Below are 24,966 nucleotides of genomic sequence, written 5' to 3'. Positions count from 1 at the left end.
GCGTCGAATGTGAGGCGCCTCACCTACCGATTGTTCGGTCGTCGGCACAGTTTGGCTACGGGTGGCCTCAGGCTGTGGACAAACGGTTCTCCACAGCCTGTGATGGACGCAGTACGTCCATGGTAGGGAGGCGGGGGGACATGGCACCTGAACAAATGGCCGAAAACCCGGAAACCGGAAACCCGCTTCCGCCCGCGCGCCCCCTCGACGCCATCGACCACGACATCCTGCGCATGCTCCAGTCCGACGGCCGCGCCTCGATCCGCTCCGTCGCGGAACGGGTCCACGTCTCGCGCGCGAACGCCTACGCGCGTATCAACCGTCTCGTCGAAGACGGCGTGATCAGAGGCTTCGGCGCGCGCGTGGACCACGAACGCGCCGGACAGGGCACCAGCGCCTACATCACCCTCAAGATCGTCCAGAACTCCTGGCGCACGGTCCGCGAACAACTCCGCCAGCTCCCGGGCGCCTCCCACATCGCCCTGGTGGGCGGCGACTTCGACGTCCTGCTGCTGGTCCACACCCCGGACAACCGCGCCCTACGCGAACTGGTCCTCACCCGCCTCCAGGGCATCCCCGAGGTCCTGAGCAGCCGTACGCTCCTGGTCTTCGAGGAGGAGGACCTCGAACCGCAGGCGTGAGGGACCACCTCAAGCGCCGAGCGGTCGGCCTAGGTTCCGGCGGCCCAGCGCACGCCCGCGACCACGCCCGGCAGCAGTACCGGCAGAATCCACCACCACGGCACGGCCCTCCGCACCCACGGCACCAGCCGCAGCGCCCCAACAGCTCCGGCGGCCCCGAGCGTCACGACGCACGACAGGACGATCCCGGCGTACGCGTCGTCGTCCCAGGTGCCGGACGGGGTGATGGTCAGGGCCGTCCAGCAGAAGTACGCGGCGACGAGGGTGAGCGCGGCGAGGGGAACGGCGAGGACGAGCCGGAGGCAGCCTCGGTCGTCGTCCGCGAGGGAGCGGCCGGACTCCCCCGCCCTGAGGCGAGAGAAGCCCGGCCGGCGTGAACGGATCAGCTCTCGATCGGGTTCAGGAGGGAGTACTTGACCCACCCCAGCTTGCCCTTGTTCGCGCCGCTCGTGACCTTGCCGTAGCTCCAGGCGTAGTCCTTCGTGCAGTACTCGGTGAAGTTGACGCCCGTCGCGAGGATGCCGAGGGACGTGTAGCTGGTGCCGGGGCCGCTGCGGAGGTTGACCGACGTCGACGCTTCCTTGGTCAGCGTGACGATGGTGTTGCAGGCGGAGGGGAGGGAGGCCGCCGAGGCGGAGGGGGCGGTGAGGACGGCGCCGCCGAGGATGACGGCCGCGGAGGCGGCGGTTGCCGCGATCTGCCGAACGATACGCATATGACGTCTCCTTGAGTCAGGGACCGAGGGGATGAAGATGCGCCGGCTCGGGGGACGCACAGCGCGCCTCGCGCGCTCAACTTATTCGCACGCGCGAAAGCAGGCCCTAGCTAATCACGCGAGTGATCTTTCGGCCAACAACGTTCCGTACGAGGGCCCTTGATGTGGCCGAAACCCCAACTCACGGGAGATTCATAGGTTTTCGCATCGCAAAGCGAATCTTGCTGCTAGCGTGATACGCAACAAAAAGTGGCCCCACCAGGGCCCGGAGTGTTGGAGCACTCCGCTGGTGAGGCCGTGACGACATCACTTCCGAAAGGTCCTGTCGCCGTGCGCCAGTCTATCGCGCGCGCCATTTCGGCGTCCCTGTGCACCCTGCTCTCCCTCCTCCTCCCCGCCCGAGGCCAGCGCCGCAAGCCGTGCCTGACAGCACAGGCACCCGCCCCCGAGCCCGTCATCCCCGCGAGCCCCTGGTCCCGCCCCTGGACCAGCATCAGCAAAGAAGAGGCCGCCGAGATCTTCCGTCTCCAGGCCGAGCGGCACCAACAGGCGGAGGCCGCCTGGGAGTTGCGGCTCCAGTGGGAGCGCCGACGCGCCGCCGAACTCGCGACGCTGGGCGTCGACCACCCGTACACGTACCCCGGCGCCCCCTTCGACGCCGCGTCGTTCAGGACGAGCGCGTGAACCGGGAAACGCTGCTCGCGGACGAACCGCCCGCGCAGGCGGAGGGGGACTGGTGCGACTGCGGGCGCCGGACTCTCGTACCGATCCCGTGCGCCCGCAGAGACGACGTGTACGTGTGGCCCGACTGCCTTACGGAGGCTGGGGGTTGATCACGCGTAGGTGAGCCGGTGCACCGGTGTGCCGGGCGGGTTGTCGGCGAGAAGCATGACGCCACCGACCGCCCGGCCGCCTACGCGGAATTCCCGTACACGTCGGCGCCGACCACACGATCTGCGGCAAGGCACCTTTGCGCCGGTTCCCGGTCCGTTGTTCCCCGACCCCTCCGATTCACACCCAGCGGTAGTTGTCGTCGGTGACCGCGTCGAGCGCGGCGTCGCCGACGGAGGCGCGGGGGTCGGGGAGGGCTGCGAGGGCGGGGCCGATGGGCGGGAAGATCGGGAGGTCGGCGGTCTTGCGGTAGTCGACCCATTCGATGACGCCGACCTCGTGGGTGCCGTCGGGCTGTTCGTCGAGTTCCTGCTCGGCGAGGGCTGCGCGGGTCTCGGGGGTGATGTGGAGGCGGTAGATCAGGTGGAGTTTGCGGGGCGGCGGGGTCGGTCCGGGGCGGGTGACGCGCTGGTCGACGACCCAGAGGAGGTCGCCGCCCTCTGCCTGGCCGATGTCCAGGGCGAGTTCCTCGTCGAGTTCCCGGGCGAGGGCTGCGCGGAAGTCCTCGCCGTCCTCGACGTTCCCGCCGGGCGGGGTGTAGTGGACGGAACCGGGCCGGTCGCGGCGGATGAGGGCGACATCGGTGCCGCAGAAGACGAGGGCGCCGGTGCGGACCTTGATCCGGGAGAACGGCGTCGGGGGCCGGCCGGGCGTGGGTGTCATGGCTGCCAGTATCGCGGCGGCGCCGGTGCCCGGGGCGGGCTTTGCTCAGGTTCACCCACCCCGGGTGCGCGGACCCGTCAGACGTACCGGGGCGGCGCTGCGATGACGGGGCTTCAGGTAGAACGGCCCTCGCTGCGGGCGGGCGGCGACGGCCAGGGTCTCCTGGTTGTCGGTGTCGGTGTCGGGGAGCCGGCCGGGGCGCTGCCCGAGGAGGACGGTCAGGTGAGCGGCGAGAAACAAGAGCAGGCCACGCAGCAGATGGTTGACGCCGGAGACCTCGGTGGTGCCCTCGTTGCGGCAGTTGATCTCGTTGAAGATCGCGTCCAGCCCGAACAGTCCCGCCAACCCGTCGTGCCGCCGCACATGGACGGCGATCCGTACGGCAGCGTCTACCAGCACGGAGAGGACAGGGGTGTTCGACGACCAGCCCTCCGGGAATGTATAGCGAGGAGTGTATATTGATATACAATGCCGTATACATGAAGGGGATGCTCGTGAGCCGCACTGTCATCGACCTCGACGACGAGGCACTGGAAGCAGCCGCCAAAGAACTGGGGACCACGACCAAGCGCGACACGATCAACACCGCGCTGCGTGAGATCGTGGCGCGCAACCGCCGCCTGCGCGCCCTGCACGAACTCCAGGACCTGGCCGCGGAAGGAGCGCTCGACGTCGAGATCCTCCTCGACAAGCGCAATTACCGTGGCGGAGCCGCTCGTTGAGCGTCGCCGACTACCTCATCGACACCTCCGCGCTCGCGCGGGTACTGCTTCGCCAGACGACCGAGGACTGGGAACGCCGCATCGGTGCCGGGCTGGTGGCTCTGTGCGACATCACGGAACTGGAGGTCCAGTACTCGGCCCGCTCTTCGGCCGACCGCGAAATCATCGGGGACCGGCTGAACCAGTTCACCTGGTCCCCGGTGCCGGACAGCGTCTTTCGGCGAGCCCGGGTGGTCCAGGAACAGCTCACAGCCAAAGGCGAGCACCGCAGCGCGGGCCCCGTGGACCTGCTGATCGCCGCTGTCGCGGAAGAAGCGGGTCTCACCCTGCTCCACTACGACCGAGACTTCGAGACGATCGCCCGGACGACGGGACAGCCGGTGCGCATGATCGATCTCAAGAGGTAGTCCCGCCCCCGCGCAACCCCCCGAACACCAACCGGGCCACAGCGTCCGCGACTTCCCGCTCCCCCACCCCCCGCCCGTCCGGCCGGTACCACTCCGCGATGGAGTTGATCATGCCGAAGGCGAGGCGGGTGGCGAGGCGTACGTCGATGTCGGGGCGGACGTCGCCTTCGAGGGCGGCCGACGCGAGCAACTCGGCCACCCGGTGGTCGAATTCGCGGCGGCGTTCCAGGGCCCACCGCTCGGTGTCCGTGTTACCGCGAACACGGAGAAGAAGCGTCACATACGGAAGCTCGGTGATCAGAACGTCGACCATGCGGCGGACGACATGCTCAAGCCGGTCGATCGCGCGTCCCGCGCGCGCGGGGTCCTCGTCGAGGATCGCGAAGAGCCCGTCCAGCGCGCGCGAGACGGCACGACGGAGGAGCTCCTCCTTCCCGGCGACGTGGTGGTAGATCGACGACTTGGAGATCCCGGCGGCCTTGGAGAGGTGCTCCATGGACGTCCCGTCGTACCCGCGCTCGTTGAAGACCTGGACGGCGACGGACAGCAGCGATTCGGGCGTGTACGTGTCGCGCTTGGCGGTGGTCATGAGGTGCTGCCCTCCCGCTTGTCGGTGGCGTACGCGTGCCGGTAGAGCGCGAGGGAGGGCGCGTACCGCCCGGAGGGATCGCGCAGGTGCAGGTCGTCGAGGAGCGCGTACGCCCAGTTGCGCCCGAGGCGGCGGCTCCATTCGAAGGGCCCCAGCGGGTAGTTGACGCCGAGCCGCATCGCCGTGTCGATGTCCTCCTCGGTGGCGACGCCCTTGGCGACCGCGTCGTGCGCGAGGTCGACGATCCGCGCGACCGTACGGGCGACGATCATGCCGGGGACGTCGCCGAGGACGCTGACGTCCTTGCCGAGCGCCTGGAAGAGGCCGATCGCCTCGGAGAGGGTCTGCGGGGAGGTGTCCTGGGAGGCGGACAGGGCGATACGGGTGGCCTTGCGGTAGTCGAGGGCGAGGTCAAAGTAGACGACGTCGCGGAACTCGACGGAGGTCTGCCCGTCGGCGAGGGCGAGTTGACCGCCGCCGGGCAGGACGAGCCGGGTGCCGTGGTCCTCGTCCTCCTCACGGACCTGTACGCCCGCCTCGCGGATCAGCGGGAGGAGGTCGGCCGCGGGGCCCAGGTCGCCTTCGGCGACGACGTAGGCGGGCGCCTGGGCGGGTTCGGCGGTGTGCGGCTCGGACCGCTCGGCGCCGTCGGCGTAGTCGTACCAGCCGTGCCCGGTCTTGCGGCCGAGACGGCCGGACTCGACGAGGCGCCGCTGCGCGAGGGAGGGCGCGAACCGGACGTCCTGGAAGAACGCCTTCCACACGGAGTGCGTCACCGACTCGTTGACGTCCTGCCCGATGAGGTCGGTGAGTTCGAAGGCGCCCATCCGGAAACCGCCGCACTCGCGCAGGACGGCGTCGATGGTCGCCGGGTCCGCGCCCTGCGCCTCGTACACGGCGAACGCCTCGCCGTAGAAGGGCCGCGCGATGCGGTTGACGATGAACCCCGGCGTGTCCGCGCAGGCGACGGGGCTCTTGCCCCACGCGCGGGCGGTTTCGTACGCGCGCGTGGCCGACGACACGTCGGTGGCGAACCCGGAGACGACCTCGACGAGCGGCAGCAGCGGCGCGGGGTTGAAGAAGTGCAGGCCGACGAAGCGGCCGGGGCTGCGCAGGGCGCCGCCGATCGCGGTGACCGACAGGGACGAGGTGTTGGTGGCGAGCAGGCAGTCGTCGCCGACGACGTCCTCCAGCGCGCGCAGGAGGTCCTGCTTGACGTCCAGCCGCTCCAGGACGGCTTCGACGACCAGCGCGCAGTCCGCGAGCCCGGCGAGGCTCTCGACGGCCGTCAGGCGCGCGCGTGCGGCGTCCCGGTCGGCCGCGGTGAGGCGGTCCTTCTCGACCAGCCGGTCGAGGCGGGCGCCGATCGCGTCGACGGCCTCGCGCGCGCGGCCCGGCAGCGAGTCGTGCAGCCGTACGGGGTGTCCGGCGACCAGAGCGACCTGGGCGATGCCCTGGCCCATGGTTCCGGCGCCGACGACGGCGACGGGGCTGCTGAGGTCGATAGCTGTCATGTGCGCGATCCTCCCGCACGGGGTTTTCCACAGATGCGGCAGGCCCCCTTGTCCCGACCGATCGTTCGGTTACTCTAGCGGTGACCGGCTGTTCCTGCCCAGACACACAGACGCATCCACCCCAGGAGTTGGTCCCGCATGGCCGCCGACCTCACCGCCGCCGACCTCATCACCAGGCACCGTCCCACCCTCGACCAGGCGCTGGAAGCGATCCGCACCCGCGCGTACTGGTCCCCCCACCCCGAGCACCCCAAGGCGTACGGCGAGAACGGCAGCCTGGACCTCGCGGCGGGCAAAGCGGCGTACGACGCCCTGCTGGACACCCGCTTCGACCTGGACCAACCCGGTACGGACGACTGGGTCGGCGCCGAAGTCTCGCCGTACGGACCCGCGTTGGGCATCACGTACCCGCACGCGGACGCGGACGTGCTGCTCCCGGCGATGAAGGCGGGCCAGAAGGCGTGGCGGGACGCGGGCGCGGAGGTGCGCGCGGTGGTCTCGCTGGAGATCCTCAAGCGCATCTCGGACCGCAGCCACGAGTTCGCGCACGCGGTGATGCACACCTCCGGCCAGGCGTTCATGATGGCGTTCCAGGCCGGCGGCCCGCACGCGCAGGACCGGGGCCTTGAGGCGGTGGCGTACGCGTACGCGGAGCAGGTCCGCACGCCCGGCACGGCGGAGTGGTCGAAGCCGCAGGGCAAGCGCGACCCGCTGGAGCTGCACAAGGCGTTCACGCCCGTCCCGCGCGGCATCGGCCTGGTCATCGGCTGCAACACGTTCCCGACGTGGAACGGCTTCCCGGGCCTGTTCGCGTCCCTGGCGACCGGCAACGCGGTCCTGGTGAAGCCGCACCCGCGCGCGGTGCTGCCGCTCGCGCTGACCGTGCGCATCGCGCGCGAGGTCCTCACCGAGGCGGGCTTCGACCCGAACCTCGTCGCGCTGGCCGCCGAGCGCCCGGGCGAGGGCATCGCGAAGACCCTCGCGACGCGCCCCGAGATCCGGATCGTCGACTACACGGGCTCGACGGCCTTCGGGGACTGGCTGGAGGCCAACGCCCGCCAGGCCCAGGTCTACACGGAGAAGGCCGGCGTCAACACGGTGATCGTCGACTCCACGGCGAACTACAAGGGCATGCTCGCCAACCTGGCGTTCTCCCTGTCCCTGTACAGCGGCCAGATGTGCACCACCCCGCAGAACTTCCTGATCCCCCGGGACGGCATCGGCACGGACGAGGGCCTCAAGTCGTACGACGACGTGGTCGCCGACCTCGCGCGCGCGGTGGACGGCCTGCTCGGCGACGACGCCCGCGCGAACGGCCTGCTGGGCGCGCTGGTCAACCCGGACGTGAAGGCCCGCCTGGAGGCCGCCTCCGCCCTCGGGGAGGTCGCCCTCGCCTCGCGCGCGGTCGCCAACCCCGAGTTCCCCGACGCGGTCGTACGCACGCCCCTGATCGTCAAGCTCGACGGCACCAAGCCGGACGCCGAGGCCGCCTACCTCAGCGAGTGCTTCGGCCCCGTCTCCTTCGCCGTCGCCGTCGACTCCTCGGTCGACGCGGTCGCGCTCCTGAAGCGCACGATCCGCGAGAAGGGCGCGATGACGGTCGGCGCGTACACCACCGACGCGGGCGTGGAGGCGGCGATCGAGGAAGCGTGCCTGGAGGAGTCCGCGCAGCTGTCCCTGAACCTCACGGGGGGCGTGTACGTCAACCAGACGGCCGCGTTCTCCGACTTCCACGGCTCCGGGGGCAACCCGGCGGCCAACGCGGCCCTCACGGACGGGGCGTTCGTCGCGAACCGCTTCCGGGTCGTCGAGGTCCGCCGGGAGGGCTAGCCGGCACTCCAGTGGTACAGCGTCATCGCCACGCTGGTGGCGAGGTTGTAGCTGGACACCTGCGGGCGCATCGGCAGCGACAGCAGGTGGTCCGTGCGGGCGCGCAGCGCGTCGGACAGGCCGCTGCGCTCCGAGCCGAACGCGAGGACGGCGTCGTCCGGGAGCTTCACGCCCCGGATGTCGTCGCCCTCCGCGTCGAACGCGAACACCGGGCCCGGGGGCAGCTCGACGGCCTCCAGGTGCTCGACCGCCGTCGCGAAGTGCAGCCCGGCGCCGCCCCGCACGACCGTCGGGTGCCAGGGGTCCAGCGTCCCCGTCGTGACCACGCCGGTCACCCCGAAACCGGCGGCCAGCCGGATCACCGCGCCCGCGTTGCCGAGGTTGCGCGGGTTGTCGAGGACCACGACGGGGGCCGTGCGCGGGAGGGCCGCGAGCGCTTCCAGGTTGGCCGCGCGGGGCGGCCGTACGGCGAGGGCGGCGACGCCCGTCGGGTGGGGGCGGGGGACCAGCGCGCGGTACGCCTCCGGGGTCACCTCCCTCAGCAGGGCCGCCAGGGGTTCACGGACGTCCGGCGCGAGGTCGTCCGCGAGAGCCAGCGCGGCGGCCCGGTCGACGGCCACCGCGAGGGGGACCTCGGCGGAGAAGCGCAGGGCGTGCTTGAGGGCGTGGAAGCCGTCGAGGAGGACCGCGCCGTCGCCGTGGGGGAGAGCTGCGGTACCGGCGAGGCGGTGCCAGGCGGCCAGGTCGGTCATGCGGTCGAGCCTACGTGGGGTTTTCCGGTGCCCTCGACGGTCCCTGCGGCCCCGGTGCCCTCACCGCCGCCCGCGCCCTCGCCCTCCGCGCCCCCTGCACGCCCTGTGCCTCCTGGGCCCCCTGGACCCTCCTTGGACATCAGCACGCGCGCGCGGGCCGTCTTCGCGCCCAGCCACAGCAGGAACGACGTCGGCAGGAACACCGCGTCCGTCGCGATCATCGCCAGCGAGAAGAACGGCAGCCCCAGGACGACGGCGATCGTCGCGTGCTCCAGCATCATCACGGCCAGCAGGACGTTCTTGACGCGCCGGTTGAACAGGGTGAACGGGAACGCGACCTGCGCGATGACCGTCCCGTACGTCGCGATCATCACCAGCGTGCCGCTCGCCGCGAGCAGGTCCGCGAGCGCGGGCCACGGGGAGAACGAGTCGAGCTGGAGCGGGTAGTACACCGCCGTACCGTCCTGCCAGCGCGTGCCCTGGATCTTGTACCAGCCCGCCGTCGCGTAGATCAGGCACGCCTCCGCCATGACGACCACGAGCGCGGCGTTGTGCAGCACGTTCGCCGTGATGTCGCACAGGGCCCGCAGCTCGCCCGCACGCCGCGCCGCGAGCCACCACACGCCCTGCGCGGCCCACACGGCCCACAGGAGCGCCGGCACGAACCACTCGCCCTCGGTGAGCCACCCGGCGGCCGTCGCGACGGCCAGCGTGCCACCCAGGACGGCCCACAGGGCAGGGCCCACCCGATCGGGTACGTGCTCCCCGCGCGCGCGTGCGTCGGCCGTACGGCGCTCCCTGCGCGCGTCGAGCGACCACACGCGCGCGCACCGGGTGAAGACCAGGTAGACCGACATCAGGTGCAGGACGTTGTCGCCGCCGTCGCCCATGAAGACGCTGCGGTTCTGGAGCGACAGGACGCCGACCATGAAGACGACCGACATCGTGCGCGCGCGCCAGCCGACGAGGAGCAGGGCGGCGGACAGGACCGCCAGGAAGTAGACGGCCTCGAACCACACGCGCGAGTCGGACCACATCAGCACCGTGAACGCGCCGTTGACGTCGATCAGGCGGCGGCCCAGCTGCCAGCTCCAGGGGCCGTCGGGGCCGTACAGCTCCGTACGGTGGGGGATCTCGCGCAGGAGGAACAGCAGCCAGGTGGCGCTGAAGCCGATGCGTATCACCGCGCTCTGGTACGGGCCCAGGGGGGACTCCGTCACGCGGGCGAGGCCCTTGGCGAACACCGCGTTCACTTGACTCCCCCGTCCGCCTCGGCCTGCGGGACCCGCCACCACGGCAGCACCCGGAACGTCGGCTGGGTCGACACCTTCTCGTCACTCCACTTCGGGGGCGCGACGTTCGACGTCCGCGACCGCACCTGCACGCGCGCGAGGGTGCCGCCCTCGCGGACCGTCCCTCCCCGCTCCAGCCTCATCACCACGATCCGCCGCAGGTACTCCTCCGACAGCGCGCCCCTCATCCCGACGGCACGGTTGTCGTTGTCGTGCGTCCCGGTGAAGAAGTCCCAGGCCCGCCGCAGCTCGTTCTGCTGGGTGTGGCTGGGCAGCAGGTTCCCGTCGATCGCCCTGCCGTCCGCCGCGGACAGGTCGTACCAGCCCGTCGTGCGGTACCCGCCGTCCGACGACCGCACCTCCGCCCGCACCTGCACCGCGATGTCCTGCTGCAAGGGGTTCGGCGCGAACAGCTTCCAGTTCTGCTCGAACTCCGGGTACACCCAGTCGTCGATCGCGCGCGCGTGCTGCTTGCTGACCGTGTTCGAGGGGGCGACGTGCAGGAACACCATGCCGACATGCACGAGGGCGACGGCCGCGACGAGGGCCACGACTGCGGCGACGGCTATCTGGGTGCGGAGGGAGAGGGCGGCGAGGCGGGTGGGGGGCGAGGAGCCGTCGGCCTCGGCCGCCGGCTCGGCGGAGGGCTCCGGATCGCTCGCGTCGAGGTCCGGCTCTGCGTCGTCCGTCTCCACCGGCTGCGACTCCGCCCTGCCCGGCGTCTCCTCGTCCGGCGTCTTCCCGTCCGGCAGGTCTCGTCCGCGCTCGGCCGGTTCCCGGCTCTCGGCACCGTCCGCCCCGTCGTGGGACGCGTACGGCGGCGGACCGTCCGTCGGCCCGCGCGATGCGTCGTCACGCGTGTTCATTGCGCCCCGTTCAGGTCTGGGTCTCGGGTGGCCGTCGGGGGACGGCTCCACGGCACGGTACTCAGGCCGTGGGGCGGGCGCAGCCTTCGGGCCCGGGTCATGGGGGTTGTGGACTGCTGTGGTGCAACAGCACGGGAGGGTGTTCTGACGTACAAGGGGTGTGTCCAAGTCCTGGCGAGTGTTTCACGCGCGGGGGAACAAAGTTCCTTTCATCGAACGCGTGACCTTTCCTGGCGGTGGCCGTTGAGGGTGGTGGGGAAGGTCTTCGGTTCCGGAAGGGAGGGTGATCGGGGTGGGCGGGCTGCGGGAGGTGGCGGCTCCGTTCGTGGTGCCCGGCCCCACCGGTGTGGCGGTACGTACCCGTCTGAAGGGCCTGGCGTCGGAGGATGAGGAGGTGCTGCGGCTGGTGGGTGTGCATCTGGGTTCGCTCGCGTCCCGTGATTTCAAGGCGCGTTGTGCTGATGGTCCGGGGCATTCGGCCGAGACGTGGGCGGTCCGCAAGCGGGAGCTGACGCCGGTCTCGTCGTCCCGCTGGGCGGGGTCGATCACCAAGGCCACCCACGACCAGTGGGCGCTGGCCCGGCGCGGGCAGGCCGCCCATGTCCAGTCCCTCGAAGCCGGTATCCGTACGATCCGGCACCGGCTGTCACTGCCGGTCGGGGAGAAGGGCACCAAACGGGCGCCGGGTGGTTACCGTTCGCAGGGGGAGTGGTTCCACAAGTCCCGCCGTCTGCACGTCCTGCAAGACCGGCTGACCGCTGTGCGTGCTGATCGTGAGGCCGGCGTCGTCCGCGTGGTGCGGGGTGGCAGGCGTCTGCTCACCACCCGTCACCACCTCGACGCCGCCCGACTCACCGAGGCCCAGTGGCGCGAACGGTGGGTGGCCGGGCGCTGGTTCCTCCAGGCGGACGGTGAGTCCGGCAAGCGCCACGGCAACGAGACGATCCGTGTCACCCCGGACGGCGAGGTGAGCATCAAGCTCCCCGCGCCTCTCGCCGCGCACGCCAACAGCAGGCACGGCCGGTACGTCCTCGCCGCGCGGGTGTTCTTCCCGCACCGGGGGACCGAGTGGGCCGACCGCGTCGAGGCGAACCGGGCCGTCGCCTACCGCATCCACCACGACACCGCGCGCGGGTGCTGGTACCTGACCGCCGCCTGGACCTTCCCCGTCACCCGGACATTTCCCTGGCCGCAGCCCTCGCCGAGGGAGTGATCGGTGTCGACACCGACGCCGATCACCTCGCCGCCTGGCGCCTCGACGTTCACGGCAACCCGGTCGGGCAGCCCCGTCGCTTCTTCTACGACCTCAGCGGGACCGCTGATCATCGCGACGCGCAGGTCTGCCACGCCCTGACCCGTCTGCTGAACTGGGCCAGGACGTGCGGCGTCAAGGCCATCGCCGTCGAGGACCTCGACTTCACCGCCGAGAAGACCCGCGAGAAACACGGCCGCCGCAGGAGGTTCCGGCAGATCGTCTCCGGTATGCCGACCGGAAAGCTCCGCGCCCGGCTGACGTCGATGGCTGACGCGACCGGCATCTCGATTATTGCCGTCGATCCGGCGTACACCTCGATGTGTGGCGCGCAGCACTGGCAGAAACCCCTCACCACCAAGAACCGCAGGACGACCCGTCACGATGCCGCGAGCATCGCGATCGGGCGACGCGCCCAGGAGCATCCGATCCGGCGTCGGACGGCACCGCCCCGTGACGACCAGAGTGATCGTCACGGGCATCGGACCGCCCAGGCCCGACCGAAGGCCCTCGGGCGCGAGGGACCCCGCCCCCGCGTTCCCGGACCACGCACACGACGCGTGCCACCGGACGCGGCACGTACGCGGGCGACCAGGACACCCAACACCGTTCGAGATGTCCGCAGTGATCAAGCTTGGGTCCAAGACCCACTCCAGCTCACTGAATAGGAACGGTTTTCCACAGCGGTTGACATGGTTCCGGTGGGGGTTTCACCATGGAATCGGACGGACCGAACGATCGGTCGGGAAGCAGTGGCAGCGACGAGTGAGGGGGACGGCATGGCGACAGTGGCGGAGCAGCGGACGCCGGACGAACGGGCCGGGGACGACGACCGTCAGCGCCTCTTCGACACGGCCGTCGCGGCGGACGACCGCATCGAGCCGCGCGACTGGATGCCGGACGCCTACCGGGCGACGCTGGTGCGCCAGATCGCCCAGCACGCGCACTCGGAGATCATCGGCATGCAGCCGGAGGCGAACTGGATCACGCGGGCGCCCTCCCTGCGCCGCAAGGCGATCCTGATGGCGAAGGTCCAGGACGAGGCGGGCCACGGCCTGTACCTGTACAGCGCGGCGGAGACGCTGGGCACGAGCCGGGACGAACTCCTCGACAAGCTCCACTCCGGCCGCCAGAAGTACTCCTCGATCTTCAACTACCCCACGCTGACCTGGGCGGACGTCGGAGCGATCGGCTGGCTGGTGGACGGCGCGGCGATCACGAACCAGGTCCCCCTGTGCCGCTGCTCCTACGGCCCGTACGCCCGCGCGATGGTCAGGATCTGCAAGGAGGAGTCGTTCCACCAGCGCCAGGGCTACGAACTGCTGCTGGCGCTGAGCAACGGCACGGACGAACAGCACGCGATGGCGCAGGACGCGGTGGACCGCTGGTGGTGGCCGTCCCTGATGATGTTCGGCCCGCCGGACGACGAGTCGGCGCACTCCGCGCAGTCGATGGCGTGGAAGATCAAACGCCACTCGAACGACGACCTGCGCCAGCGCTTCGTCGACATCTGCGTCCCCCAGGCCGAGTCCCTGGGCCTCACCCTCCCGGACCCGGACCTGAGGTGGAACGAGGAGCGGGGTCACCACGACTTCGGCCCGATCGACTGGTCGGAGTTCAAGGAAGTCCTGAAGGGCAACGGCCCGTGCAACGAACAGCGCATCACCCAGCGCCGGCAGGCCCACGAGGACGGCGCCTGGGTGCGGGAAGCGGCGGCGGCCCACGCCGCGAAGCACACCGGCGAGACAGGAGCACGCGCATGACCACCGACTGGCCCCTCTGGGAGGTCTTCGTCCGCTCCCGCCGCGGCCTCGCCCACACCCACGCGGGCAGCCTGCACGCCCCGGACGCGGAGCTGGCCCTGCGCAACGCCCGCGACCTGTACACCCGCCGCGGCGAGGGCGTCTCCATCTGGGTCGTCCCGTCCGCCGGGATCACCGCCTCCTCCCCGGACGAGAAGGACCCGTTCTTCGACCCGTCCGCCGACAAGCCGTACCGCCACCCGACGTTCTACGAGATCCCGGAGGGGGTGAAGCACCTGTGACCCCGACGCGTACGGCCCCCGCGCTGGCCCTCGGCGACGACGCGCTGGTCCTCTCCCACCGCCTCGGCGAGTGGCTGGGCCACGCCCCCGTCCTGGAGGAGGAGCTCGCCCTCGCGAACATCGCCCTCGACCTCCTCGGCCAGGCCCGGGTCCTCCTCTCGCTGGCCGGCGACGAGGACGAGCTGGCCTACCTCCGCGAGGAGCGCGCCTTCCGCAACGTCCAGCTCGTGGAGCAGCCCAACGGCGACTTCGCGCACACGATCGCCCGCCAGCTCTACTTCTCGACGTACCAGCACCTCCTGTACGAGGAACTCGCGCGCGGAGACGGCGAGTTCACCGGCCTCGCCGCGAAGGCCGTCAAGGAGACGGCGTACCACCGCGACCACGCCGAGCAGTGGACGCTGCGCCTGGGGGACGGCACGGACGAGAGCCACGCGCGGATGCGCACGGCGTGCGAGGCGCTGTGGCGGTACACCGGCGAGCTGTTCGAGCCGGTCGAGGGTCTCGCCGTCGACCCGGGGCCGCTGGAGTCGGCGTGGCGGACGTCGGTCGAGGAGGTCATGGCCCGCGCCGGCCTCCCCGTCCCCGAGGGCCCGCGCACGGGCGCGTGGCGGGCGGGCGCCGGTCGGCAGGGCCTGCACACGGAGTCGTTCGGCCGGATGCTCGCGGAGATGCAGCACCTGCACCGCAGCCACCCGGGGGCGACATGGTGACGCCCCCGACGGCCCTCACGCCCCTTGAGGAGCGCCTCCTCGCAATCGCCGGCGCGGTACCCGACCCCGAGTTGCCGGTCCTGACCCTGCGCGAACTCGGCGTGGTCCGCGCGGTGCACGTCCAAGAAGCGGGCGCGGTCGAGGTCGACCTCACACCGACGTACACGGGCTGCCCGGCGGTCGAGACGATGTCCACCGACATCGAACGGGCCCTGCGCGCGGAGGGCATGCGCGAGGTGACCGTCCGCCGCGTCCTCACCCCGGCCTGGTCGACGGACGACATCACGGAGGAAGGCCGCCGGAAGCTGAGGGAGTTCGGGATCGCGCCGCCGCGCGTGGGGGTGGGCGGGGGGCCGGTGCCGGTGACTCTGGGGGCGACGCGCGCCGACAGCGTCCCCTGCCCCCACTGCGGCTCCCCCGACACCGAGTTGCTGAGCCGGTTCTCGTCCACCGCCTGCAAGGCGCTGCGGCGGTGCCGGTCCTGTCTCGAACCCTTCGATCACTTCAAGGAGTTGTGATGGCCCGTTTCCACGCGCTCCGGGTGACCGAGGTGGAGCCGCTGACGGACGACTCGGTGGCGCTGACGTTCGCGGTGCCGCCGGAGCTGCGGGAGGCGTACCGGCACGCGGCGGGCCAGCACCTGGCGCTGCGGCGGCGGGTGGACGGCGAGGAGGTCCGGCGGACGTACTCGATCTGCTCACCGGCGCCGGAGCCGGGCGGGTCGGGGCCGAGGGCGTTGCGGGTGGGGGTGCGGCTGGTGGAGGGGGGCGCGTTCTCGACGTACGCGCTCAAGGAGATCGCCGTCGGGGACGAGGTGGAGGTGATGACCCCGGCCGGGAGGTTCACGCTGGAACCGGCGCCGGGGCTGTACGCGGCGGTCGTCGGGGGCAGCGGGATCACGCCCGTGCTGTCGATCGCCGCGACGCTCCTCGCGCGGGAGCGGACCGCCCGGTTCTGCCTGGTGCGCGGCGACCGTACGGCGGCGTCGACGATGTTCCTGGAGGAGGTGGCCGACCTCAAGGACCGCTACCCGGACCGGTTCCAACTCGTGACGGCGCTGTCGCGGGAGGAGCAGCAGGCGGGGCTGCCGTCCGGGCGGCTGGACCGGGAGCGGCTGACCGCGCTGCTGCCGGCGCTGCTGCCGGTGGGGGCGGTGGCGGGCTGGTTCCTGTGCGGGCCGTACGGGCTGGTGACGGGCGCGGAACAGGCGCTGCGCGAGCTGGGGGTCCCCCGCGAGCGGGTCCACCAGGAGATCTTCCACGTCGCCGACGCGCCCGCCCCGCCCCGGCCGGCCGCCCCCGCGCACAGCACGCTGACGGCCCGCCTGGACGGCCGCTCCGGCACCTGGCCCGTGCGGGACGGCGAATCCCTGCTGGACACGGTCCTGCGGGTGCGGCCCGACGCGCCGTACGCCTGCAAGGGCGGCGTCTGCGGGACCTGCCGGGCGTTCCTCGTCTCCGGGGAGGTGCGGATGGACCGCAACTTCGCGCTGGAGCCGGAGGAGACGGAGGCGGGATATGTGCTGGCGTGCCAGTCGCGTCCGGTGACGGAGGGGGTGGAGGTGGACTTCGACAGGTAGCCCGCCCCCTGGGCGGCGTTCCCTTCTTCTAGAACCTGTTCTATCTTGACGGACCGTCAGATCCGAGTGGGCACCCCGTCGGGAGGACCAGGCCGTGGACTTCACGTTCAGCGAGGAACAGCAGGCGGCGGCCGAGGCGGCGCGCGGCGTGTTCGCGGGGGTCGCGCCCGACGCGGTGCCGTCCCCGGCGAAGACCCAAGGACGGCCGGTGGCCGAGGAGTTCGACCGGGACCTGTGGGCGAAACTCGCCGACGCGGACCTGCTGAGCCTCCTCCTCGCCGAGGAGTACGGCGGGGCCGGCCTCGACGTCGTCGCGCTCTGCCTGGTGCTGCGGGAGGCCGGGAAGGTGCTCGCACGGGTGCCGCTGCTGGAGAGCGTCGCCGCGTCCGCCGCGATCCAGGCGTACGGCTCCGCCGAGCTGAAGGAGGCGGTGCTCGCGGCGGCCGGGCGCGGGGAGACGGTGCTGACCGTCGCCGCGCACGGGCGGACCGGGCACGACGGGGCCGAACTCGCCGTCGCCGCGCGGCGGGAGGGCGACGGGTGGGTGCTCGACGGAGTACAGACGGCGGTGCCGTGGGCGTACGACGCGGACCTCGTCGTCGTACCCGCGCAGGCGGGGGACGGGCGGAGTGTGCTGGCCGTCGTGCGGCCCGGGGAGGCCGTCCTCGCGGAGCAGGTGTCGACCGCCGGGGAGCGGTTCGCTGAAGTACGGCTGGAGTCCGTGCGGGTCGCTGAGGCGTACGTCGTGGAGGAGGCGGGGGCCTGGGAGTGGCTGCGGGGGGTGCTGGCGGTCGGGACCTGTGCGGTGGCCTCCGGCCTGGGGGAGCGGGTGCTGCGGATGACCTCGGACTACACGTCGAAGCGGGAGCAGTTCGGGCATCCCATCGCCACGTTCCAGGCGGTCGCCGTGCAGGCCGCGGACCGGTACATCGACCTTCGCGCGATGGAGGCGACCCTCTGGCAGGCCGCCTGGCGCATCGCCTCCGGCACGCGGGGGGCGCTGCCCGTCGCCGGGGACGTGGCCGTGGCGAAGGTGTGGGCGGCGGAAGGGGTGCGGAGGGTTGTGCAGACGGCTCAGCATCTGCATGGGGGGTTCGGGGCCGATGCGGACTATGCCCTGCACCGGTATCACGCCTGGGCGAAACAGGTTGAGCTGTCGCTCGGGGCGGCGGGGGCGTACGAGGAGGAGTTGGGGGAGTTGTTGGCGGCACACGCGTTGGGGTGAAGGGGCCTACGGGGGTGCCGGGGAATGTCGGTTGGCGGGTGCGGCGCCGTCGTGGCTGGTCGCGCCCACGCGGCGGAGCCGCATATCGACACAGCCCCGCGCCCCTAAAAGACTTGGGGCTCGCCGTAGGGAATGCGCCCCGTCAGCAAAAGTGCCGAAGAGGCGCCCTGCCTACTGGAAGGGGGCGCCAACGCTGCGCGCGAACTACGCCCGCCAACCGGCGACGCACCCACAGCCCCCGAAGGGGCGCCCTGCCCTGAGCCCAGCTCAAAGCGCGCGCCCCACTGCATCGAGCCGGCTCAGACCACTGCCCCGCAGGGCCAGGCCGCCTCAGACCACCGTGCCCGGATCCCCCGACGCCCGTACGACCGGCCTGCCCTCGGCCTCCCAGACCTGCATGCCGCCGATGACGTTGACCGCGTCGATGCCCTGCTGGACGAGGTACGCGGTGACCTGGGCCGAGCGGCCGCCCGAGCGGCAGATGACGTTGACGCGGGCGTCCTCGGGAGCCGCCTCGGTCAACTCGCCGTAGCGGGCCACGAAGTCGCTCATGGGGATGTGCAGGGCCCCGGCGGCATGGCCCGCCTGCCACTCGTCGTCCTCACGGACGTCCAGCAGGAAGTCGCCGTCCTTGAGGTCCGTGACCTCGACCGTGGGCACACCAGCTCCGAAACTCATGCCCCGACGCTACCCGAACCACAGCCGAGGACCACCCCGCGCCCACCGCTCCCACACGCGGACGCCCACAAATGGTCACGCGGACCACCGATCCGTACCGACCCCGCTCCTGAGCCCAACTACCCCAACAGCGCAGCCAGTTCCCGTTCCCGCTTCGCCACGTCCCCCAACAGCTGCTCCGCGATCTCCTCCAGCAGCCGGTCAGGATCGTCCGGCGCCAGCTTCAGCATGGAGCCGATCGCGCTGTCCTCCAGCTCCTTCGCCAGGCCCGCGAGCATCTCCTTGCGCTGGGCGAGCCATTCGAGGCGGGCGTAGAGGACGTCACCGGGTGCGGGCGAGGGTTCCGGCGGGACCGGCCCCGCGGCCCACTCCTCGGACAGCTCACGCAACAACGCCTCGTCGCCGCGCGCGTACGCCGCGTTGACCCGCGTGATGAACTCCTCGCGCCGCAGCCGTTCCGCGTCCTCCTGCGCGAGGTCGGGGTGGGCCTTGCGGGCGAGGTCGCGGTAGAGCTTGCGGGCCTCGTCGCTGGGCCGCACCCGCTCCGGGGGCCGTACGGGCTGCTCGGTCAGCATCGCCGTGGCCTCCGGGAAGAGCCCGTCGCCGTCCATCCAGCCGTGGAACAGCTCCTCGACCCCCGGCATGGGCATCACCCGCGCCCGCGCCTCCGCCGCGATCCGTACGTCCTCCGGGTCACCGGTGCGCGCGGCCCTCGCCTCGGCGATCTGCGCGTCGAGTTCGTCGAGGCGGGCGTACATCGGCCCCAGCTTCTGGTGGTGCAGCCGCGAGAAGTTGTCGACCTCCACCCGGAAGGTCTCCACCGCGATCTCGAACTCGATCAGCGCCTGCTCGGCGGCCCGCACGGCCTGTTCGAGCCGCTCCTCGGGCCGCGCACGCTCGGCCTCAGCATCGGGTGTCGTCACCCACCCAGCGTAATCGCTCCGCTGGGGGCACCGGATGCGTACGGGTCCTGGCGGGCGCATCGGTGGGGGCGCGGGGCACGGAGACATGGGGACGGAGACGACCGCGAGGCACCTCGTCCGCACCCCTACCGCAGCCCGGCCACCCGCACCACCCCGGCACCCGACGCGAACACGCCGCACAGCCCGGCGGCCCCGATCACCCCGGCACCCGACGCGAACACGCCCCACAGCCCGACCACCCCGATCACCCCGGCGACCGACGCGAGCACCGCGCTCCGCGCGACCGACCTCAGATGCCCCGGCGATCACCCTCGCGCCCGACGCGAACACGCCTCACGCCACCAGCCTCCCCCTCACACCCCCGTCTCCGCCTCCACCCTCCCCTCCCGCACAGCCGCCACCAGCGCCCCATGATCCCGCTCGGTCCGCTCCGCGTACGCCACCGCGAAGCCCGCGATCGCCTCGTCGAGTTCCTCGCTCTTGCCGCAGTACCCGGCGATGAGGCGAGGGTCGGCGCTGTGGGAGTGGGCGCGGGCGAGGAGCGCCCCGGTCATGCGGGCGTAGTCGTCGAGCTGGTCCGGCGCGAGGGCGGCCGGGTCCACGCTGCCCTTGCGGTTGCGGAACTGCCGTACCTGGAAGGGAAGTCCGGAAACGGTCGTCCACCCGAGAAGGACGTCACTGACGACCTGCATCCGCTTCTGCCCGAGGACGACCCGCCGCCCCTCGTGGTCGACGGGTTCGACGGGGAACCCGGCGGTGACGAGATGGGGGACCAGCGCGGAGGGCCGGGCCTCCTTCACCTGGAGGACCAGGGGCTCACCGCGATGGTCGAGGAGCAGGACGACGTACGACCGCGCCCCCACACTGCCCGTGCCGACGATGCGGAAGGCGACGTCGTGGACGGAGTGGCGGGCCAGCAGGGGGAGCCGGTCCTCGGAGAGCGTCGCGACGTACGCCTCAAGACCGGCGACGACGGCCGCCGCCTCCTCGTCCGGGACCCGGCGCAGCACCGGCGGCGCGTCCACGAACCGGCGTCCCCCGTCCTCGGTGGCCTCGGTCGACTTCGCCGCGAACCGCCCGCTCGTGTTGGCGCGGGCCTTCTCCGAGACCCGCTCCAGCGTCCCCAGCAGATCGCGGGCGTCGCTGTGCGAGACCAGCTCCTCGTCGGCGATGGCGTTCCACGCGTCGAGGACGGGCAGCCTGGCCAGCAGCCGCATCGTGCGCCGGTACGCGCCGACCGTGTCGTGGGCCGCCTGCCGGCACCGGTCCTCGTCGGCACCGGCCTCCCGCCCCGCGAGGACGAGGGACGCGGCGAGGCGCTTGAGGTCCCACTCCCACGGCCCGACGACCGTCTCGTCGAAGTCGTTGAGGTCGATCACGAGCCGCCCGCGCGCGTCACCGTACAGACCGAAGTTCGCGGCGTGCGCGTCCCCGCAGATCTGCGCCGGGATCCGGGTGGAGGGCGTACGCGCCAGGTCGTACGCCATGAGTCCGGCGGACCCGCGCAGGAACGCGAACGGCGAGGCCGCCATCCGCCCCATCCTTATCGGCGTCAGCCCGGCGATCCGCCCCCGGTTGGACTCCTCGACGACGGCGACGACCTCGGGCCGCTCCCCGTCCGCCTCGAACCCGGCGTGCGCGCGGCGCGGCACCGCGCGCCGCACCGCCTTCCCGGCCTCTTTGGGCGACTCCCCGGAGCCCCCGTCCCACTGCGCGAACCCCGCCACCCGAGGAATCCGAACCCCGCTCACGGCCGACCGCCTCCCCTGTGCACCCGCACGATCATCAACTCGCCCCGACCGTACAGCCATCCCCCGAAACCCGTCACTCCCTGTGGATAACTCCCGACTTGTGGACAACTCCGTCACCCACACAGAGGGGCTCGGCAGGAGCGCGTCACCACATCAGGGCGTCGTCCATGTCCTGCTGCCAGTACGTCACCTTGAGGGAGTCGTCGATGTAGACGCCCCCGGCGGGCAGCTTCGGCTTCGCGCCCTTGCCGACGCTCCCGCCGTCCAGGTCGCGGCCGTAGAAGTAGACGTCCAGCGACTTCACCGTACGGCCGCCCTCGGCGCTCCCGTCGGTCGCCGAGAGCGTGACCCCCGCGTACCCGGACTGGCCGGGTTCGAGCGTGACGACGGCCTGCGGCTGCGAGTCCTCGATGACCGGCGGCGCGGACTGCGCGCCGGCGAAGGCGACGGCCGGGTAGTAGTACAGGAAGCAGGGCTTGCTGCCGGTGTTGGTGACGGTCAGCAGCATGTGGTTCACGGGCCGGTTGACGGGCGAGGCGACGGTCTTGGTGTTGGACCCCTCGCAGGTGACGGGCGAGACCGCCTTCTTCCCGGCCGACGACCCGCCGGTCGCCGCGGCCGTACCCCCGGAGGTCCCGGTGGAAACCGAGGAACCCTTGGCGGCCGAAGAGCCGCCGGAGGACCCCCCGGAGGAACCGCCGGAAGACCCACCGGACGTGCCGCCCGACGCACCCCCGCTCGTGGAAGCCCCGCCCGCCTCCGGCGCCCCCGCCGACGGCGCGTCCGAGGACGAGGAGGAGGAAGAAGAAGACGACGCCGGCACCGGCGCCCCGGTGACATCGACCCCCGTCCCGTCCTTGCAGGCGCTCATCGACAACGCAGCGATCACGACACCGGCGGCGGCGCTCACGAGACGGACACGACGGGTACGGGAGGTACGGAAGCTGGACATGACTGAGCTGCCCCTTAGTGGTTCGGGCCGGAGTGATGCTTGGATGACCAGAGCTTGTGGGGTGATCCGTCCCAACCGCCACGTCTGCCGCCCAGTTGGGAACGCTGGAACGGTCAAACACACTCCCACCAGAGGAAACGCGGTCCGCCTGGAACGCGCGAACGGGATACGGAAAGAGGGAGCGACAGGTGTCACCGACGGTGGGGGCCGACGACATCGAGGAATTCGCGGCGACACTCCGCGCCCTCAAGGACCGCTCCGGCCTCAGCTACGGCGCCCTCGCCAAACGCCTCCACATGAGCACCTCGACCCTCCACCGCTACTGCAACGGCACCGCCGTCCCCACGGAGTACGCCCCCGTCGAACGCCTCGCCCGCGCCTGCCGCGCGACCCCCCAGGAACTGGTCGACCTCCACCGCCACTGGATCCTCGCGGACACGGCCCGCAAACGCCGGACGAAGGAAACGACGGAGACGACAGAAACGACGGAGCCGACGGAGCCGACGGAGGGGTACGGGACTGACGAACCGACAGTCACGAACGCCACGGCCGCCGAGGCCACCCCGGCACCCCCCGAAGCACCCCCCGCCACCACCCCGAGCTGGGCCCAGCCCCCGCCACCCCCCACTCCCGAAACCCCCGAAACCCTCGAAAGCCCACCCCCCTCCCGCAAACTCCCCCGCAGAGCCACCCTCATCACCGCAGCCGCGATCGTCACCGCCCTCACCGCAGCCGCCCTCGTGGCGAACCGCCCCACAGACCCCACCCCTGACGGAAAAGCGGCCGGCCTAGGCACCCCCACCGCCCCCACCTCCGCGTCCGCCCTCTCCCCCACCCCCTCCCCGTCCCTCCGAAGCCCCTCCCCGTCGGCGGCGTCCCCCTCGAAGGGGTCCGCGTCCGCCCGTCCCTCCACCCCGGCCCCCGAACCCCAGGGCACCCCCCTGACGGTCGGCGTCCGCCCGTACGTCTACGAGAGCCCCTGCAGCCAGGAGTTCCTGGTGGACAGCGACCCCGCGCAGATGGGCCCGCCCGCGACGGAGCCCAACGCCCCCCGCTGGGCGGCGGCGAACGGCGCGGTCTCCGCGAACCAGCAGATGATCGGCCTGACGGTCCAGGGCACGGGCGGAGAGACGGTCGTCCTGGAGTCCCTGAACGTCCGGATCATCACCCAGAACGCCCCCCTCGCCTGGAACGTGTACGGCATGGGCTCGGGCTGCGGCGGCAACGTGGAGACGAAGTCGTTCTCGGTCGACCTGGACCAGGGCACCCCGGCGGTGACGGTGCAGGGCGGCCAGCGCGACTTCCCGTACAAGGTCAGCGAGTCCGACCCGGAGGTCTTCTACATCAACGCCACCACGACCGCCCACGACGTCCGCTGGGACCTCACCCTGGCCTGGTCGAGCGGCTCCCGAAAAGGCACCGTACACATCGACAACGAGGGCACCCCGTTCCGCACGAGCGCCGACGACGGCCGGGACATCTGGGACTACCCCCTGGGCGGCAACGAGTGGATCCGCACCCCCCGCAACGACGGCCAGGTCCCTTAGCGCCCGCGGTACGCGCCCTGGTGAGAGACACCTCACACCAGGGCGAACATCACACCACCCGACCCCCGGGCGTCCGGACATCCGGGCATGAAGAAACCCCCCAGATCGATGATCTGGGGGGTTCTCGCTGTGCGCGAGGGGGGAGTTGAACCCCCACGCCCTTTCGGGCACTGGAACCTGAATCCAGCGCGTCTGCCTATTCCGCCACCCGCGCATTGGGTGTGTCTTCCGGCTTCTGGCCCTTTCGGGCTGGCCCCTTCCGACGTGGAAAACCTTACCACGGGGGATCCGGCCTCTTCACCTCACTTGTCACGCAGGGGTACCCACCGTCCCGCCCCGGTGAGTGACACGTATCAACCTCGTACCGGTGTCCCCCCGTCTCCCAGGAAGCCGGAGCAGGTGCACAGTCAGGTGCGGGACACTGGTCCGTGAGCGCCTCTACGATCCTCGGCAGGCACGGCGCGAAAGGGGAACCGGCTGTTTCACCGCCGCGTGGATACGATCAGTAAGCAGTACGAGCAACAGCACGAGACGTTCGAACAGCACGGCCCACAGCGACAACGACAGAGCCGTCACGACGGAGGAGGTGCCCCATGGGAGTTCTGAAGAAGTTCGAACAACGCCTGGAAGGGCTGGTCAACGGCACCTTCGCCAAGGTCTTCAAGTCCGAGGTCCAGCCCGTGGAGATCGCCGGCGCGCTCCAGCGCGAATGCGACAACAACGCCCAGATCTGGAACCGGGACCGGACCGTCGTCCCCAACGACTTCATCGTCGAACTGAGCACGCCCGACCACGAGCGCCTCAGCCCCTACTCCGGACAGCTCGGTGACGAACTGGCCGGGATGGTGCGGGACTACGCGAAGCAGCAGCGCTACACCTTCATGGGGCCGATCAAGGTCAACCTGGAGAAGGCGGACGACCTGGACACCGGCCTGTACCGGGTCCGCAGCCGCACTCTCTCCGGTTCCACGGACCAGCAGGCCCCGGGCGCCCGCCCGGCCGCCCCGGCCCCGTACGGCGCACCCCCCATGCCCGCCGCCCCGCCGCCCGGCGCTCCCGCCGGCCGCCCCGGATACGGCTACCCGCCCGCGGGCCAGGGCGGCGGCCTCGCCGGTGCCCCCGCTCCCGGCTCCCGCGCCCGGCACTGGATCGAGATCAACGGCGCCCGCCACCAGATCACCGGCGCCACCCTCGTGCTGGGCCGCTCCACCGACGCCGACGTCCGCATCGACGACCCGGGTGTCTCCCGGCGGCACTGCGAGATCCGTACCGGTTCGCCCTCGACCGTCCAGGACCTCGGGTCCACGAACGGCATCGTGGTGGACGGACAGCACACCACCCGCGCTACGCTCCGCGACGGCTCGCGGATCGTCGTGGGCAGCACCACCGTTATCTATAGGCAAGCCGAAGGGTGAAGCGG

At 71.5% G+C, this 24,966-nt stretch carries 27 protein-coding genes, 1 tRNA gene and 1 pseudogene; 14 read left to right on the top strand and 15 right to left on the bottom strand.

All coding sequences use genetic code 11. The annotated features are described in order from the left end of the window. The first annotated feature begins 140 nt into the window (after window positions 1–140). Entirely contained in the window at window positions 141–641 is a 501-nt protein-coding gene (locus ACLZOT_RS19865) for an Lrp/AsnC family transcriptional regulator (protein ID WP_416970301.1), read from the top strand. Window positions 642–670: 29 nt separating this feature from the next. Here the strand turns inward: ACLZOT_RS19865 and ACLZOT_RS19860 are convergent, their stop codons facing one another. Further along, entirely contained in the window at window positions 671–1,063 is a 393-nt protein-coding gene (locus tag ACLZOT_RS19860; RefSeq protein WP_416970300.1) for a hypothetical protein, read from the bottom strand. Continuing rightward, entirely contained in the window at window positions 1,024–1,356 is a 333-nt protein-coding gene (locus tag ACLZOT_RS19855) for an SH3 domain-containing protein (protein WP_416970299.1), read from the bottom strand. The genes ACLZOT_RS19860 and ACLZOT_RS19855 overlap by 40 nt, the downstream gene beginning before the upstream one ends. Window positions 1,357–1,686: 330 nt before the next feature. On the opposite strand from ACLZOT_RS19855, the gene ACLZOT_RS19850 reads away from it, so the two are divergent. Beyond that, window positions 1,687–2,040, top strand: a complete 354-nt coding sequence (locus ACLZOT_RS19850; RefSeq protein ID WP_416970298.1) for a hypothetical protein — start codon at window positions 1,687–1,689, stop codon at window positions 2,038–2,040. 327 nt (window positions 2,041–2,367) lie between these two features. Here the strand turns inward: ACLZOT_RS19850 and ACLZOT_RS19845 are convergent, their stop codons facing one another. Further along, window positions 2,368–2,910 (bottom strand): NUDIX domain-containing protein, encoded by a 543-nt coding sequence (locus tag ACLZOT_RS19845; RefSeq protein ID WP_416970297.1) that lies wholly within the window; start codon window positions 2,908–2,910, stop codon window positions 2,368–2,370. A 51-nt stretch (window positions 2,911–2,961) separates the two neighbouring features. Then, the gene (locus tag ACLZOT_RS19840) at window positions 2,962–3,309 is read right to left on the bottom strand and encodes a hypothetical protein (RefSeq protein WP_416970296.1); all 348 of its coding nucleotides are present in this window, start codon (window positions 3,307–3,309) and stop codon (window positions 2,962–2,964) included. Between the two features lie 95 nt (window positions 3,310–3,404). Here ACLZOT_RS19840 and ACLZOT_RS19835 point away from each other — a divergent pair, with 95 nt between their 5' ends. Continuing rightward, window positions 3,405–3,632 (top strand): type II toxin-antitoxin system VapB family antitoxin, encoded by a 228-nt coding sequence (locus tag ACLZOT_RS19835; RefSeq protein ID WP_416970295.1) that lies wholly within the window; start codon window positions 3,405–3,407, stop codon window positions 3,630–3,632. After that, window positions 3,629–4,039 (top strand): PIN domain nuclease, encoded by a 411-nt coding sequence (locus tag ACLZOT_RS19830; protein WP_416970294.1) that lies wholly within the window; start codon window positions 3,629–3,631, stop codon window positions 4,037–4,039. Before ACLZOT_RS19835 ends, ACLZOT_RS19830 begins: the two co-directional genes overlap by 4 nt. Here ACLZOT_RS19830 and ACLZOT_RS19825 read toward each other — a convergent pair. Continuing rightward, window positions 4,029–4,628: a TetR/AcrR family transcriptional regulator gene (locus ACLZOT_RS19825; RefSeq protein WP_416970293.1), complete on the bottom strand. Its 600-nt coding sequence runs from the start codon at window positions 4,626–4,628 to the stop codon at window positions 4,029–4,031. The two genes, ACLZOT_RS19830 and ACLZOT_RS19825, sit on opposite strands and share 11 nt — an antisense overlap. Then, a complete protein-coding gene (locus ACLZOT_RS19820; protein ID WP_416970292.1) occupies window positions 4,625–6,142 on the bottom strand; it encodes a 3-hydroxyacyl-CoA dehydrogenase in 1,518 nt (505 codons plus the stop codon). Before ACLZOT_RS19820 ends, ACLZOT_RS19825 begins: the two co-directional genes overlap by 4 nt. Before the next feature lie 138 nt (window positions 6,143–6,280). Between ACLZOT_RS19820 and paaN the strand changes: the two genes are divergently transcribed. Beyond that, window positions 6,281–7,972 (top strand): phenylacetic acid degradation protein PaaN, encoded by a 1,692-nt coding sequence (gene paaN / locus ACLZOT_RS19815; protein WP_416970291.1) that lies wholly within the window; start codon window positions 6,281–6,283, stop codon window positions 7,970–7,972. Here paaN and ACLZOT_RS19810 read toward each other — a convergent pair. From ACLZOT_RS19810 to ACLZOT_RS19800, 3 genes are read right to left on the bottom strand one after another with little or no spacing between them, the layout of a single operon-like run. Beyond that, window positions 7,969–8,724 (bottom strand): TrmH family RNA methyltransferase, encoded by a 756-nt coding sequence (locus tag ACLZOT_RS19810; protein ID WP_416970290.1) that lies wholly within the window; start codon window positions 8,722–8,724, stop codon window positions 7,969–7,971. The two genes, paaN and ACLZOT_RS19810, sit on opposite strands and share 4 nt — an antisense overlap. After that, window positions 8,721–9,977, bottom strand: coding sequence for an HTTM domain-containing protein (locus tag ACLZOT_RS19805; protein ID WP_416970289.1), 1,257 nt, complete (start codon window positions 9,975–9,977; stop codon window positions 8,721–8,723). The genes ACLZOT_RS19810 and ACLZOT_RS19805 overlap by 4 nt, the downstream gene beginning before the upstream one ends. Then, window positions 9,974–10,882 carry a DUF5819 family protein gene (locus ACLZOT_RS19800; RefSeq protein ID WP_416970288.1) on the bottom strand — a complete coding sequence of 303 codons (909 nt, stop codon included), beginning with the start codon at window positions 10,880–10,882 and terminating at the stop codon, window positions 9,974–9,976. The genes ACLZOT_RS19805 and ACLZOT_RS19800 overlap by 4 nt, the downstream gene beginning before the upstream one ends. A gap of 292 nt (window positions 10,883–11,174) precedes the next feature. On the opposite strand from ACLZOT_RS19800, the pseudogene ACLZOT_RS19795 reads away from it, so the two are divergent. From ACLZOT_RS19795 to ACLZOT_RS19765, 7 genes and pseudogenes are all read left to right on the top strand, one after another. Further along, window positions 11,175–12,802, top strand: a pseudogene (locus tag ACLZOT_RS19795) (IS200/IS605 family accessory protein TnpB-related protein). Window positions 12,803–12,913: 111 nt separating this feature from the next. Next, window positions 12,914–13,897 (top strand): 1,2-phenylacetyl-CoA epoxidase subunit PaaA, encoded by a 984-nt coding sequence (paaA, locus tag ACLZOT_RS19790; RefSeq protein WP_416970287.1) that lies wholly within the window; start codon window positions 12,914–12,916, stop codon window positions 13,895–13,897. Next, on the top strand, window positions 13,894–14,178 hold the full coding sequence (paaB, locus tag ACLZOT_RS19785; RefSeq protein ID WP_416970286.1) for a 1,2-phenylacetyl-CoA epoxidase subunit PaaB: 285 nt from the start codon (window positions 13,894–13,896) through the stop codon (window positions 14,176–14,178). Before paaA ends, paaB begins: the two co-directional genes overlap by 4 nt. After that, window positions 14,175–14,891, top strand: coding sequence for a 1,2-phenylacetyl-CoA epoxidase subunit PaaC (paaC, locus tag ACLZOT_RS19780; protein ID WP_416970285.1), 717 nt, complete (start codon window positions 14,175–14,177; stop codon window positions 14,889–14,891). The genes paaB and paaC overlap by 4 nt, the downstream gene beginning before the upstream one ends. Beyond that, a complete protein-coding gene (gene paaD / locus ACLZOT_RS19775; protein ID WP_416970284.1) occupies window positions 14,885–15,409 on the top strand; it encodes a 1,2-phenylacetyl-CoA epoxidase subunit PaaD in 525 nt (174 codons plus the stop codon). The genes paaC and paaD overlap by 7 nt, the downstream gene beginning before the upstream one ends. Further along, window positions 15,409–16,470 (top strand): 2Fe-2S iron-sulfur cluster-binding protein, encoded by a 1,062-nt coding sequence (locus ACLZOT_RS19770; RefSeq protein WP_416970283.1) that lies wholly within the window; start codon window positions 15,409–15,411, stop codon window positions 16,468–16,470. The genes paaD and ACLZOT_RS19770 overlap by 1 nt, the downstream gene beginning before the upstream one ends. A 94-nt stretch (window positions 16,471–16,564) precedes the next feature. Next, window positions 16,565–17,695, top strand: a complete 1,131-nt coding sequence (locus ACLZOT_RS19765; RefSeq protein WP_416970282.1) for an acyl-CoA dehydrogenase family protein — start codon at window positions 16,565–16,567, stop codon at window positions 17,693–17,695. A 330-nt stretch (window positions 17,696–18,025) separates the two neighbouring features. Here ACLZOT_RS19765 and ACLZOT_RS19760 read toward each other — a convergent pair whose 3' ends face one another. The 5 genes from ACLZOT_RS19760 to ACLZOT_RS19740 form a co-directional block, all read right to left on the bottom strand. Then, window positions 18,026–18,355, bottom strand: a complete 330-nt coding sequence (locus ACLZOT_RS19760) for a rhodanese-like domain-containing protein (protein WP_416970404.1) — start codon at window positions 18,353–18,355, stop codon at window positions 18,026–18,028. A 137-nt stretch (window positions 18,356–18,492) separates the two neighbouring features. Then, window positions 18,493–19,296, bottom strand: a complete 804-nt coding sequence (locus ACLZOT_RS19755) for a J domain-containing protein (protein WP_416970281.1) — start codon at window positions 19,294–19,296, stop codon at window positions 18,493–18,495. Between the two features lie 125 nt (window positions 19,297–19,421). After that, a complete protein-coding gene (locus ACLZOT_RS19750; RefSeq protein WP_416970280.1) occupies window positions 19,422–19,565 on the bottom strand; it encodes a hypothetical protein in 144 nt (47 codons plus the stop codon). 84 nt (window positions 19,566–19,649) lie between these two features. Further along, a complete protein-coding gene (locus ACLZOT_RS19745; RefSeq protein ID WP_416970279.1) occupies window positions 19,650–21,107 on the bottom strand; it encodes a DUF2252 domain-containing protein in 1,458 nt (485 codons plus the stop codon). 85 nt (window positions 21,108–21,192) lie between these two features. Further along, the gene (locus ACLZOT_RS19740) at window positions 21,193–21,999 is read right to left on the bottom strand and encodes a DUF4232 domain-containing protein (RefSeq protein ID WP_416970278.1); all 807 of its coding nucleotides are present in this window, start codon (window positions 21,997–21,999) and stop codon (window positions 21,193–21,195) included. Between the two features lie 188 nt (window positions 22,000–22,187). On the opposite strand from ACLZOT_RS19740, the gene ACLZOT_RS19735 reads away from it, so the two are divergent. Continuing rightward, window positions 22,188–23,546: a helix-turn-helix domain-containing protein gene (locus ACLZOT_RS19735; protein ID WP_416970277.1), complete on the top strand. Its 1,359-nt coding sequence runs from the start codon at window positions 22,188–22,190 to the stop codon at window positions 23,544–23,546. A 130-nt stretch (window positions 23,547–23,676) separates the two neighbouring features. Here the strand turns inward: ACLZOT_RS19735 and ACLZOT_RS19730 are convergent. Continuing rightward, a tRNA-Leu gene (locus tag ACLZOT_RS19730) sits at window positions 23,677–23,760 on the bottom strand. Between the two features lie 379 nt (window positions 23,761–24,139). Here ACLZOT_RS19730 and ACLZOT_RS19725 point away from each other — a divergent pair. Beyond that, the gene (locus tag ACLZOT_RS19725) at window positions 24,140–24,961 is read left to right on the top strand and encodes an FhaA domain-containing protein (RefSeq protein WP_416970276.1); all 822 of its coding nucleotides are present in this window, start codon (window positions 24,140–24,142) and stop codon (window positions 24,959–24,961) included. Window positions 24,962–24,966: the final 5 nt, after the last annotated feature.

The organism is Streptomyces sp. 4F14 (assembly GCF_048159485.1).
Classification (GTDB): domain Bacteria; phylum Actinomycetota; class Actinomycetes; order Streptomycetales; family Streptomycetaceae; genus Streptomyces.
This window is presented reverse-complemented; position numbering and strand designations above follow the sequence as displayed.

Coding starts and splice junctions, on each gene's coding strand:
- ACLZOT_RS19845 (WP_416970297.1), bottom strand. CDS start 2,910: ATGACACCCACGCCCGGCCGGCCCCCGACGCCGTTCTCCCGGATCAAG.
- ACLZOT_RS19745 (WP_416970279.1), bottom strand. CDS start 21,107: ATGGCTGTACGGTCGGGGCGAGTTGATGATCGTGCGGGTGCACAGGGG.
- ACLZOT_RS19820 (WP_416970292.1), bottom strand. CDS start 6,142: ATGACAGCTATCGACCTCAGCAGCCCCGTCGCCGTCGTCGGCGCCGGA.
- ACLZOT_RS19855 (WP_416970299.1), bottom strand. CDS start 1,356: ATGCGTATCGTTCGGCAGATCGCGGCAACCGCCGCCTCCGCGGCCGTC.
- ACLZOT_RS19770 (WP_416970283.1), top strand. CDS start 15,409: ATGGCCCGTTTCCACGCGCTCCGGGTGACCGAGGTGGAGCCGCTGACG.
- ACLZOT_RS19725 (WP_416970276.1), top strand. CDS start 24,140: ATGGGAGTTCTGAAGAAGTTCGAACAACGCCTGGAAGGGCTGGTCAAC.
- ACLZOT_RS19740 (WP_416970278.1), bottom strand. CDS start 21,999: ATGTCCAGCTTCCGTACCTCCCGTACCCGTCGTGTCCGTCTCGTGAGC.
- paaD (WP_416970284.1), top strand. CDS start 14,885: ATGGTGACGCCCCCGACGGCCCTCACGCCCCTTGAGGAGCGCCTCCTC.
- ACLZOT_RS19865 (WP_416970301.1), top strand. CDS start 141: ATGGCACCTGAACAAATGGCCGAAAACCCGGAAACCGGAAACCCGCTT.
- ACLZOT_RS19825 (WP_416970293.1), bottom strand. CDS start 4,628: ATGACCACCGCCAAGCGCGACACGTACACGCCCGAATCGCTGCTGTCC.
- paaA (WP_416970287.1), top strand. CDS start 12,914: ATGGCGACAGTGGCGGAGCAGCGGACGCCGGACGAACGGGCCGGGGAC.
- ACLZOT_RS19800 (WP_416970288.1), bottom strand. CDS start 10,882: ATGAACACGCGTGACGACGCATCGCGCGGGCCGACGGACGGTCCGCCG.
- ACLZOT_RS19810 (WP_416970290.1), bottom strand. CDS start 8,724: ATGACCGACCTGGCCGCCTGGCACCGCCTCGCCGGTACCGCAGCTCTC.
- paaB (WP_416970286.1), top strand. CDS start 13,894: ATGACCACCGACTGGCCCCTCTGGGAGGTCTTCGTCCGCTCCCGCCGC.
- paaN (WP_416970291.1), top strand. CDS start 6,281: ATGGCCGCCGACCTCACCGCCGCCGACCTCATCACCAGGCACCGTCCC.